Source organism: Amycolatopsis circi (assembly GCF_003385235.1).
GTDB classification, from domain to species: Bacteria; Actinomycetota; Actinomycetes; order Mycobacteriales; family Pseudonocardiaceae; genus Amycolatopsis; species Amycolatopsis circi.
Window position 1 is genome coordinate 26,091 of the sequence record NZ_PQIA01000098.1, and the last position, 10,227, is coordinate 36,317.

Genomic DNA, 10,227 nt, shown 5'->3' on the forward strand with positions numbered 1-10,227 from the left:
CGCGCTCAGCCCCGGATCGCTCGCCCGGGCGCGACCGCGGCGAGTTCTGCCGAAATGGCGGCCGCGGTCTCGAGCAGCGGCGGAACGAACTCGGTCCGGACGGTCTCCACCGGCGTCCGGCTCGCGTGCGTGGAGATGTTCACCGCCGCGACCGCGCGCCCCGCCCGGTTGCGGACCGGCGCGGCGACCGAGCGCAAGCCTTCTTCGAGTTCCTGGTCGACCATCGCCCACCCCTGCTCCCGGACCTGAGCCAGCTCGGCCTCGAGCGCGGCGCGCTGGGTGAGCGTGTGCGCGGTCAGCTGGTTGAGGTCGGCGACGATGAAGTAGGCGTTGAGTTCGGTCCGGTCCATGTCGGCGAGCAGCACGTGCCCCATCGAGGTGGCGTGTGCGGGGAACCGCGTGCCGACGTTAATGCTGACGGTCATGATTCGCGACACCGCGACGCGCGCGACGTACACGATGTCGGCGATCTCCAGCACGGACACCGAACTCGACTCGTGCACTTGCGCCGACAGCCGCTCCAGGTGCGGTTGCGCGATCTCGGCCAGAGTGAGGCTGGACAGATAGGCGTAGCCGAGTTCCAGCACGCGCGCGGTGAGCGAGAAGTACTTGCCGTCGGTGCGGACGTAGCCGAGATCCACGAGCGTCAGCAGGAACCGGCGCGCGGCTGCGCGGGTCAGCCCGGTGACGCGTGCGACGTCGCTGAGCGTCGGATGCGGCGCCTCGGCGCTGAACGCCTTGATCACCGCCAGCCCGCGCTCCAGCGACTGCACGTGGTGCGCGCCGCGTTCGGCCGGGTCGTCGGATTCCATGCGGCGACCTTATCCGGCCGGTGGCTGGGCGGCGGGTTCTCCCATCTCGGCGAGAACGCGCTGGGCGATTCCGATCGCCGTGTTCGCCGCCGGCACCCCCGCGTACACGCCGGTGTGCAGCAGGACTTCTCGGATCTCGTCTGCGGTAAGCCCGTTGCGCACTGCCGCGCGGACGTGCATCGCCAGCTCGTCGTGGCAGTGCAGCGCGGCGAGCGCGGCCAGCGTGATGCAGCTGCGGGTCCGCCGGTCGAGGCCGTCGCGCGTCCACACCGAACCCCACGCGGCTTCGGTGATGTACTCCTGGAACGGCTTGCTGAACTCGGTGGTCCGCGCGACCGCCCGGTCGACGTGCTCGTCGCCGAGTACCTCGCGGCGTACCCGCATGCCCGCCTCGTAGCGGTCTCCGGTCACTGTTCCTCCGTGATCCGCTCGAGGATCAGCCGGGTGAACTCCTCCGGCTGTTCGTAGCTTCCCAGGTGCGCGGCGGAGGCGACGACCTCGAGCCGGGCACCGGGGATCCCGTCGGCGATGACCCGCCCGTGCGGCTCGGCGGGCGTCGACGGGTCGTCGGCACCGGCGATGACCAGCGTCGGGACGGAGATCTTCGGCAGGTCTCCGGTGAGGTCCATCCGCTCGATCACCTCGCAGCATCCGGCGTACCCCTCGTCGGGCTGCGCCGCGACCATCTCGCGCAGGTACGCGACCTGGTCCGGATGCGCCTGCGCGTAGCCCGGCGTGACCCAGCGCCCGACGCTGGCTTCCGCGACCGTCGCAGTGCCCTCGGCCCGCACGAGGCGCGCGCGGTCGGCCCACATCTCGGGCGGACCGAGCAACGCTGACGTGCAGCACAGCGTGAGGCTCGCCAACCGCTCCGCGGCGTGCGCGCCCAGCCACATCCCGGTCATCCCGCCGAGCGACAGGCCGACGAAGTGCGCGCGCTCGACGCTGAGGTCGTCGAGCAGCCCCAGCACGTCGCCGCCCAAATCGGCCAGGTCGTACGGCCCCGGCGGCACCGGCGACGCCCCGTGGCCGCGCGTGTCGTACCGGACCACGCGGAATCCGCGTTCGGTCAACGGCGCGACCTGCGGCTCCCACATCCGGTGGTCGCTGCCGATCGAGTTGGAGAACACCACCACCGGACCCGCCGCCGGGCCTTCGACGACCCGGTGCACCCGGACACTGCTCACGCTTGAACCTCCACAATGGACACGGCCGGTCAGACCGCGAAGAACACCGTCTCGTCTTCGCCTTGCAAACGCACGTCGAACCGGTAGTCGGCGCCGTCTTTTTTGGCCAACAATGTGTCCCGCCGTTCCTCGGGAACGCTCGCCAGCACCGCATCCCCGGCGTTGTCCTGGTCCTCGAAGTAAATGCGCGTGACGACCCGGTTCAGCAGCCCGCGAGCGAACACCGACACGTCGATGTGCCGTGCCTGCGAAGCCCCGGACGCGTCCGGCACGACGCCGGGCAGCACCGTGAGAATCCGGTACTGGCCTTGGGCATCGGTGGGACACCGGCCGAACCCGCGGAACGGATCGCCGGGCTTGCCGCGCGGATCGTCGGGATGGTCGAAACCGCCGTCCGGATCGGCTTGCCACGTCTCGATCATCGCGTCGGGAACCGGATTGCCCGCACCGTCGTACACTCCGCCGCGGATCCACACCGCGCCTTCGGTGCCTTCCGGGACCACGAACGGCCCGTCGTCCCACGGCAGCCCGATGGACAGGTACGGCCCGACGGTCTGCGAAGGCGTGCCTTCCAGCCTCACTCGTCCTCCTCCTCGTCCTCGAACACCGACTGTTCGCGCCCGCGCACCACGATGTCGAACTGGAACGCCAGCGCCCATTCCTCCTCGGTGCGGTCGAGGTCGAACCGGGAGATCATCCGCTGCCGCGCCTTCTCGTCCGGGATGGAGTTGAAGATCGGGTCCTGCGAGAACAGCGGATCGTCCGGGAAGTACATCTGCGTGACGAGCCGCTGGGTGAAGGCGGCGCCGAACACCGAGAAGTGGATGTGCGCGGGACGCCAGGCGTTGTCGTGGTTCTTCCACGGGTACGCGCCGGGCTTGATGGTGGTGAACTCGTAGCGCCCGTCGTCGTCGGTCAGCGTGCGGCCGAGCCCGTCGAAGTTCGGGTCGAGCGGGGACGGCCAGCGGTCGCCGGTGTGCCGGTAGCGGCCGCCCGCGTTGGCCTGCCATATCTCCACGAGCGAGTTGCGGATCGGCCGCGCGTCGCCGTCGAGGAGCCTTCCGGTGACAATGATCCGCTGACCTTGGGGCTCGCCCGGATGCTGGCGGGTGAGGTCGTTGTCGAGTTCGCCGAGCCTCCCCGGGCCGAGCAGCGGGCCGGTCACCTCGGTGAGCATCTGCGGCAGCAGGACCAGCGGCTGCGTCGGATGCCGCAACGCGGTGGAGCGGTACGGCGCGTAGTCGAGCGGCGGGTGGGTGCCGTCCGGGTCAGGCCGGTACTGCGGCAGGCGCCGCTCAGTCGGTGTGGCCACGATGCCTCCCCTTTCTCAGCTATTCTCGAGCACGACGGCGAGACCCTGGCCGACGCCGATGCAGATCGCCGCGAGGCCCCAGCGACCGCCGGTGCGGCGGAGCTGATGCGCCAGCGCGCCGATGATCCGGCCGCCGGACGCGCCGAGCGGGTGCCCGATCGCGATGGCTCCGCCGTTGACGTTGACGATCTCCGGGTCGAGCTTCGACCATGCTTTCAAGCAGGCCAACGACTGTGCCGCGAACGCCTCGTTGAGTTCCACCGCGGCGAGGTCGTTCCAGTCGATGCCAGCGCGTTCGAGCGCGATCTCGGCCGCGCGCACCGGGCCGATGCCGAACACATCCGGGTCGACTCCCGCGGCGCCGCGGGCGGCGATCCGGGCCAGCGGCGTCTTGCCGAGCCGCTCGGCCGCGGCCGCGTTGCCGAGCAGCAGTGCCGACGCGCCGTCGTTCAGCGGTGACGCGTTGCCTGCCGTGACAGTGCCGTTTTCCTTGCGGAACACCGTCTTCAGCTTCGCGAGCTTCTCGGGCGTGGAGTCCGGCCGGATGCCCTCGTCCCGGGTCAGCTCGACGCCTTCGACCGGGACCACGTGGTCGTCGTAGAAGCCCTCGTCCCATGCCCGCGCGGCGTTCACGTGGCTGCGTGCGGCGAACGCGTCCTGCTCGTCCCGGCTGATGCCGTAGCGCTCGGCGAGCAGCTCGGTGGACTCGCCGAGGGAAACGGTCCACTGCGACGGCATCGCCGGGTTGACCATCCGCCAGCCGAGCGCCGTGTTGTACAGCGTCTGGTTGCCGGCCGGGAAAGCCTTGTCCGGCTTCGGCATCACCAGCGGCGAGCGGCTCATCGACTCGACGCCGCCCGCGACGACCAGCGAAGCGTCGCCGACCTGGATCGCCCGGCTCGCCTGCACGGCCGCCTCGACGCCGGACCCGCACAGCCGGTTCACCGTCGCGCCGGGCACCGACGTCGGCCAGCCCGCGAGAAGCGCGGCCATCCGCGCCACGTTCCGGTTGTCCTCGCCCGCGCCGTTGGCGTCGCCGAGCACCACTTCGTCCACAGTGGATGGTTCGAGTCCGTTGCGCTCGGCCAGTGCGCGCAGGACGCCCGCGGCCAGGTCGTCAGGACGCACTCCGGAGAGAGCGCCGCCGTAGCGCCCGAAGGGAGTGCGGATCGCGTCGAGTACGTAAGCGTCGCTCATTCGCCGGCCTTCTTCAGTTCACGGAGCAGGGTCAGTTCGCGTTCGGTGGGCGCGGGGGTGGTCTTGAGGTCCGCGGCCGCCTTCAGTGTCCACCCCGTCGCTTCCACGACCTGTTCCAGCTCGATCCCGGGGTGCAGTTCGGTGAGCGTGAGTTCCGCGGTTTCCGGATCGGGCCGCATCAGGCCGAGGTCGGTGACCACGAGCGTGGGCCCGGCGCCGCGCAGGCCGAGCCGTTCGCGGTCGCCGCGCCCGGTGCCGTGGCCGAACGACGTCACGAAGTCGACCTTGTCGACAAAGGTGCGCTTGCTCTGCCGCAGCACGACGAACACTTCTTTGCAGGACGCGGCGATCTCCGGCGCCCCGCCCGCGCCGGGCAGGCGCACCTTCGGATCGTGGTAGTCGGAACCGATGACTGTGGTGTTGATGTTGCCGAACTTGTCGAGCTGCGCCGCGCCGAGGAACCCGACGTCGATCCGGCCTGGCTGCAACCAGTAGTTGAACACCTCGGGCACGCTGACCACCGCGTCGGCGGTGTCGGCCAGCTCGCCGTCGCCGATCGACAGCGGCAGCCTGCTGGGTTTCGCGCCCAGGCAACCCGATTCGTAGATCAGCGTGAGGTTCGGCGCGTGCGTGCGGCGGGCCAAGTTGGCCGCGGTGCTGGGCAATCCGATCCCGACGAAGCACGACATGCCTTCGCCGAGCGCGCGAGCCGCGGCGACGCTCATCATCTCGTCAGCGGTGTACTCGCTCATGCCTTCACCCCGGTCAGGTCATTCAGCCACTTGGCGAATTCCTCGCGGTCCCGTCCGATCTCGTCCCACGCCTGGTATGCCGCGTTGTCCCGCTCGTAGTACCCGGCCGCGTACGAGGGCGCCGCGCCACGCGGAACCTCGGCCACCGCGGTGACCGCCCAGGACGGAAGGACCAGCGCGCCCGGTCGGGGCTCCAGCTCGTCGACGACCTCTTCCACGGTGACCAGTGATCGCTTCGCCGCGAGTACCGCTTCCTTCTGCACGCCTGCGATGCCCCACAACTGGACGTTGCCCGCCCGGTCCGCGCGCTGCGCGTGCACGATCGTGACGTCCGGGTTCAGCGCGGGCACCGCGGTGAGCTGCTCGCCGGTGAACGGACAGGTGATCGGCTTGATCGTGTCCGTCTGCGCGGGCAGATCAGTGCCGGTGTAGCCGCGCAGCACGGCGAACGGCAGCCCGGAAGCACCTGCGACGTAACGGTTCGCCATGCCCGCGTGGCTGTGCTCCTCGATCTCCAGCGGCGCCGGCCACGAGTGCTGCACGGCGTCGCGGAACCGGTGCAGCGAGCCGACCCCGGGGTTGCCGCCCCACGAGAAGATCAGCTTGCTCGCACAGCCCGCGCCGATGAGCTGGTCGTAGACGATGTCCGGCGTCATCCGCACGAGCGTGAGGTTCCGCCTGCCCTGACGGATGATCTCGTGCCCGGCCGCCACCGGGATGAGGTGCGTGAAGCCCTCAAGAGCGACGGTGTCCCCGTCGTGCACCAGCTCGGCGACCGCCTCGCCGAGCGACAGCACCCTTGCCATCACGAGCCCTTCCGTCTGGATCTTCCTGCTTCGGCCGTTCCGTGCTAGCGTGTTCGCATAGCGCACAGAAGTTCTGCATATGAACATAGCACGATCCGGCCGCCCGCGGGAGTGCCGAAAGGCGAAGCGGACGTCCGGACAGACGACACGAGACAACGCGAGGTTCGCGGGCTTCGAGGGGAATGAGGTGATGCGATAAGACAACACGGTGCGCTGGGAGTCGGCGAACGGGTTTCGCGGCCGGCACAGGGCGGCGCGGCCGGCGGCAGACCGGAATTTCGTTGCGTGGTACCGCAATGCGGAATTCGGGCACTGTCGACGTCGGCGGCGTTCTGTCGCGGTTGGACGCTCCGTCGCAGCTCAGGCGGGTGTCCGGCGGTGAGCGCGCCGCGAACCTCGCTTGGGCGGCACGGTCGGCATTAGGCTGCTCGGCATGCCGAAGATCGCTGTCACCCGCTGGATCCCGGACGAGGCCGTGCAGGTGCTCGACGAGGCAGGCGAAGTCGAGATCTCGCCGGAGAACCGGCCGCTCACGCCCGAGGAACTGCGGAAGTTCGTCGCCGGCTCGGCCGCGGTGGTGTCGATGCTGCACGACCGGATCGACGGCTCGGTCGCGGACGCGGCGGGTCCCGGACTGAAGGTCGTCGCGAACGTCGCGGTGGGCTACGACAACGTGGACGTCAGTGCACTGGCGGAGCGCGGAGTCGTGGTCGCCAACACGCCAGGCGTGCTCACCGACGCCACCGCGGACCTCACGTTCGGGCTGCTGCTGGCCGTCTCGCGGCGGCTCGGCGAAGGCGAACGTCTGCTGCGCGCACGGCAGCCGTGGTCATTCCACCTCGGTTTCCTGCTCGGATCCGGCTTGCAGGGCAAGACGCTCGGCATCGTCGGGCTCGGGCAGATCGGCCGTGCGGTGGCGACGCGGGCGGCGGCGTTCGGAATGCGGGTCGTCTACTCCGGACGGTCGTCGAAGCCGGACTTCGACGGCGAGTTCGTGTCGTTCGACGAACTGCTGCGGCGTTCCGACTTCGTGTCGCTGCACTGTCCGCTGACTCCCGAAACCCGGCACCTCGTCGACGCGGACGCGTTGCGGGCGATGAAACCGAGTGCGTACCTCGTGAACACCACGCGCGGTCCGGTGGTCGACGAGTCGGCGCTGGCCGATGCGCTCGAAGCCGGCGAGATCGCGGGCGCGGCGCTGGACGTGTTCGAGAAGGAGCCGGACGTCGAGCCACGGCTGCCGGAGCGCGACGACGTGGTGCTGACGCCGCACCTCGGATCAGCGACGGTGGAAACGCGTACGGCGATGGCGGTGCTGGCCGCGCGCAACGTCGTCTCGGTGCTCGCCGGCGCCGAGCCGCTGACGGAGGTGGGCCGATGACCCGGGTCGTGATCGCACCGGACAAGTTCAAGGGAAGCCTGACCGCGGTCGAGGTGACGGAAGCGATCGCGCACGGCGTGCGCGATGCGTTGCCGGACGCCGAGATCGCCGCGTGCCCGGTCGCTGACGGCGGCGAAGGAACGCTGGAGGTGCTCGAGAACGCGGGCGGCTCGATGGTGCGGTTGTCGGTGCGCGGTCCGCTCGACGAACCGGTCGAGGCGCGGTACGTGCTGCTCGACGGCACGGCCTACGTCGAATCGGCGCGTGCGTGCGGGATCGAGTTCGTGACGCCGAGCCGGGAAGTCGCGCTGGCCGCACACACGTGGGGCGTCGGGGAGTTGCTGAACGACGCCCTCGCCCGCGGAGCGCGGCGGCTCGTGCTGACCGTCGGCGGCACCGCGAGCACCGACGGTGGTGCCGGGATGCTGGCTGCGCTGGGTGCGGAGGTCGTCGACGCGTCCGGTGCGCCGGTCGGTCTCGGCGGCGGGTCGCTGGCGCAGGTGGCGCGCGTCGACCTGAGTCCGGTGCGGGAACGGCTGGGCGCCGTGCCGGTCGCCGTCGCGACGGACGTGACGAATCCGCTGCTCGGCGCCAACGGGGCGGCGGCCGTGTTCGGCCCGCAGAAGGGCGCGGTCCCGGACGACGTCCAAGCGCTCGACGAAGCACTGTCGCACTGGGCGAAGGCGCTTGTGCAGGCTGGCGCATGGGACGTCTCCGACCTCCCCGGAGCCGGGGCTGGCGGAGGTGTCGCGGCGGGAGCGATCGCCGGGTTCGGCGCGACGGTCGAGTCCGGCTTCGACCTGATCGCCGCGTTGACCGGCGTCGACAGCGCGCTGACCGGCGCGGACCTGGTGATCACCGGTGAGGGTTCGCTGGACGAGCAATCGCTGTCCGGCAAGGCCCCGGCGGGCATCGCGGCTCGCGCCGGGCGGACGGGGATCCCGCTGCTGGTGCTCGCCGGACGGATCCAGCTGGACGCGGACGCGCTGGCCGGATTGGGAGTCGTGGGCAGCAGCGCGCTGATCGACCACGCGCCGTCGCTGGACTACGCCCGCAGTCACGCCGCGGAACTGCTGCGCGAACGGGCCGGAGTGCTGGTTCGGGACTGGCTGAGCACCAAATAGCAGAGCGCCCCCGCGAGGAACGCAGGAGCGCTTCTGCTCAACAACGCAGCCGTCTGGACAACCCAGGTCTTGGACGGCGGTGCCACCCAGGGATCGGCCATGAATCAACTCGCCGGGCCGGACGTCCCGAGACGCCCGGCGGGACCGGCGAACGGCACACGGGATCAGCGGACGGACACCGCCGCGCGAACCCCGTGGCCGGGCGCTTGCGCAGCGGTCAGGCGGACTGCTGCTGCGGCAGGACGGCGAAGGCGACGTCGCCGGTGTCGTCCTGCTGGACGTCAAGGACCTTGTCGTCGAGCAACGCGGCTGCCTGCGGCTCGAGGAAGACCTTCGCCCCGCCGTCGGCGCCGACGATGCGATCGCCGTCCTCCGGGGCCGGGGCTACGGACAGCGCCAACTGGGCACCGTCGCCTTCCATGCTCTGCAGCGCGAAGCGCAGGCCGCTCTCTTCGGAGCCGGTGTCTTGTTCAGCGGTCAACGCAGTGATCGCCTCGGCGGCGGCTTCGGTAACGGTCAGCATCTTTCGGCCTTCCCTTCGTCGCAGTCGGATGCGCGCGGTCGGTTGCAGGGTGGTTTTTCACGCTAAAGGCGGCACGACGGTCGCGCAGTGTGAGCGCGACGCCGGTGCCGCGGCGGTGGAACCTGTCACAAATACGTTTGAGATCAGGATCTTCGGGCCATGGCCGACCGGATCGCGTCGGCGACCGTGCAGCCCCCGTGGTCGACCCGTTCGCCCGGTCCGGGATCCGCGGGCCAGCCGGACCCGGCATCGCCCGCGCTGACGGACTCCCCCGCCACGCCAGCGCCGGACCCGCCGGACACCGGCGGCCGAACCTCCGGCCGCTCCGCCGCACGCTGACTTTCGCGGACCTCGTCGGAAGCCGCCGTAGCACGCACCGCGGCTCCGGGCGCGCGGAACGAGTCGACACTGGAGCTGTCCGCACCGGGTGCTTGACTCTCGCGGAGAGTGTCGTCACCGGGACCGCTCACGGGCACCTCCCGAAAGTCCGGATGTTCGTGGTGAGCTACCCGAGGCGTCATCCGATGAAACGGGCCGAACGGCTGTCGTCGGAATCACAGGGTTTCCCGCGGCCTGCCAGGGCCTCAGCGGGCGAAGCGGAGTTAGCGTCGAACTATGACCACCACCAGGTGGATGCCGCGCGGCCGGATCGGACTCCGCCCCCGGCGCAAGCCCGGCCCGGACGCCGCGGGCACCGACCCGCGCGGCGACGACGCGATCGACGCCGTGCCGGAATTCCGCACGCTCGACGAGACTCCGGACCGCCGTTCCCCGGGGTTCGAGCAGGTCTCCGACCACCGCTATGCAGCTGATGACGACCTGACCGCGCTCGCCGACGAGGTCGACAATCGCCGCGCTCTGCGGGACTCCGACGCCGGTCGTTCCGCGGAGAAAGGCAGTCGCCGCTCAACGGCTCATCCGAGCGCCGTCCGCCGGGGAACGACAGACAGCGACGCTGGCCCGCTCCCGCCGGAGCCCGCGGATGAGAGCGCCCGTCGCCACCTGGCGGCCAACGCGAACGCGAATCGCCGCACAACGGCAACCGCCCCCGAGATCTCGCTGCGGCCGAATCCCGAGACCTCGCTGCCGTCAAACCCTGCCCCCGAGGCCCCGCTGCCGCCAAACCCCAAGAC

13 protein-coding genes are annotated in these 10,227 nt (G+C 70.5%); 3 read left to right on the forward strand and 10 right to left on the reverse strand.

Annotated elements, in window-relative coordinates; all coding sequences use genetic code 11:
• Positions 1-5: 5 nt before the first annotated feature.
• The 8 genes from D0D37_RS32285 to D0D37_RS32320 are packed head-to-tail and all read right to left on the reverse strand — an operon-like array spanning position 6 to position 6,066.
• Complete coding sequence (locus D0D37_RS32285) at positions 6-812, reverse strand: IclR family transcriptional regulator domain-containing protein (RefSeq protein WP_116204386.1); 807 nt, start codon at positions 810-812, stop codon at positions 6-8.
• A gap of 9 nt (positions 813-821) precedes the next feature.
• On the reverse strand, positions 822-1,223 hold the full coding sequence (gene pcaC, locus D0D37_RS32290; protein ID WP_167493600.1) for a 4-carboxymuconolactone decarboxylase: 402 nt from the start codon (positions 1,221-1,223) through the stop codon (positions 822-824).
• Positions 1,220-1,999: a 3-oxoadipate enol-lactonase gene (gene pcaD / locus D0D37_RS32295; protein ID WP_116204387.1), complete on the reverse strand. Its 780-nt coding sequence runs from the start codon at positions 1,997-1,999 to the stop codon at positions 1,220-1,222. Before pcaD ends, pcaC begins: the two co-directional genes overlap by 4 nt.
• 29 nt (positions 2,000-2,028) lie before the next feature.
• Positions 2,029-2,580 carry a protocatechuate 3,4-dioxygenase subunit alpha gene (gene pcaG / locus D0D37_RS32300; protein ID WP_116204388.1) on the reverse strand — a complete coding sequence of 184 codons (552 nt, stop codon included), beginning with the start codon at positions 2,578-2,580 and terminating at the stop codon, positions 2,029-2,031.
• Complete coding sequence (gene pcaH / locus D0D37_RS32305) at positions 2,577-3,311, reverse strand: protocatechuate 3,4-dioxygenase subunit beta (protein WP_116204389.1); 735 nt, start codon at positions 3,309-3,311, stop codon at positions 2,577-2,579. Before pcaH ends, pcaG begins: the two co-directional genes overlap by 4 nt.
• A gap of 15 nt (positions 3,312-3,326) precedes the next feature.
• Positions 3,327-4,508 (reverse strand): thiolase family protein, encoded by a 1,182-nt coding sequence (locus tag D0D37_RS32310; protein ID WP_116204390.1) that lies wholly within the window; start codon positions 4,506-4,508, stop codon positions 3,327-3,329.
• On the reverse strand, positions 4,505-5,260 hold the full coding sequence (locus D0D37_RS32315; RefSeq protein ID WP_116204391.1) for a CoA-transferase subunit beta: 756 nt from the start codon (positions 5,258-5,260) through the stop codon (positions 4,505-4,507). The genes D0D37_RS32310 and D0D37_RS32315 overlap by 4 nt, the downstream gene beginning before the upstream one ends.
• Positions 5,257-6,066: a CoA transferase subunit A gene (locus tag D0D37_RS32320; RefSeq protein ID WP_037712884.1), complete on the reverse strand. Its 810-nt coding sequence runs from the start codon at positions 6,064-6,066 to the stop codon at positions 5,257-5,259. Before D0D37_RS32320 ends, D0D37_RS32315 begins: the two co-directional genes overlap by 4 nt.
• Before the next feature lie 433 nt (positions 6,067-6,499).
• On the opposite strand from D0D37_RS32320, the gene D0D37_RS32325 reads away from it, so the two are divergent.
• Both D0D37_RS32325 and D0D37_RS32330 read left to right on the forward strand, forming a co-directional pair.
• On the forward strand, positions 6,500-7,447 hold the full coding sequence (locus D0D37_RS32325) for a 2-hydroxyacid dehydrogenase (RefSeq protein WP_116204398.1): 948 nt from the start codon (positions 6,500-6,502) through the stop codon (positions 7,445-7,447).
• Positions 7,444-8,571: a glycerate kinase gene (locus D0D37_RS32330; protein WP_116204392.1), complete on the forward strand. Its 1,128-nt coding sequence runs from the start codon at positions 7,444-7,446 to the stop codon at positions 8,569-8,571. The genes D0D37_RS32325 and D0D37_RS32330 overlap by 4 nt, the downstream gene beginning before the upstream one ends.
• A 217-nt stretch (positions 8,572-8,788) precedes the next feature.
• On the opposite strand, the gene D0D37_RS32335 is transcribed toward D0D37_RS32330, so the two are convergent.
• Together D0D37_RS32335 and D0D37_RS46905 are read right to left on the reverse strand one after the other, a co-directional pair.
• Entirely contained in the window at positions 8,789-9,094 is a 306-nt protein-coding gene (locus D0D37_RS32335; protein ID WP_116204393.1) for an iron-sulfur cluster biosynthesis protein, read from the reverse strand.
• 143 nt (positions 9,095-9,237) lie between these two features.
• Complete coding sequence (locus D0D37_RS46905; RefSeq protein WP_162834572.1) at positions 9,238-9,564, reverse strand: hypothetical protein; 327 nt, start codon at positions 9,562-9,564, stop codon at positions 9,238-9,240.
• A 145-nt stretch (positions 9,565-9,709) separates the two neighbouring features.
• Here D0D37_RS46905 and D0D37_RS32345 point away from each other — a divergent pair.
• On the forward strand, positions 9,710-10,227 hold a 518-nt coding region (locus tag D0D37_RS32345; RefSeq protein WP_208720252.1), incomplete at its 3' end, for a hypothetical protein.

Excerpts from the sequence above, each read along its gene's own strand:
- D0D37_RS32315 (WP_116204391.1), bottom strand. The coding sequence starts at position 5,260 with ATGAGCGAGTACACCGCTGACGAGATGATGAGCGTCGCCGCGGCTCGC.
- D0D37_RS32310 (WP_116204390.1), bottom strand. The coding sequence starts at position 4,508 with ATGAGCGACGCTTACGTACTCGACGCGATCCGCACTCCCTTCGGGCGC.
- D0D37_RS32335 (WP_116204393.1), bottom strand. The coding sequence starts at position 9,094 with ATGCTGACCGTTACCGAAGCCGCCGCCGAGGCGATCACTGCGTTGACC.
- D0D37_RS32320 (WP_037712884.1), bottom strand. The coding sequence starts at position 6,066 with ATGGCAAGGGTGCTGTCGCTCGGCGAGGCGGTCGCCGAGCTGGTGCAC.
- D0D37_RS32285 (WP_116204386.1), bottom strand. The coding sequence starts at position 812 with ATGGAATCCGACGACCCGGCCGAACGCGGCGCGCACCACGTGCAGTCG.
- D0D37_RS32330 (WP_116204392.1), top strand. The coding sequence starts at position 7,444 with ATGACCCGGGTCGTGATCGCACCGGACAAGTTCAAGGGAAGCCTGACC.
- D0D37_RS32325 (WP_116204398.1), top strand. The coding sequence starts at position 6,500 with ATGCCGAAGATCGCTGTCACCCGCTGGATCCCGGACGAGGCCGTGCAG.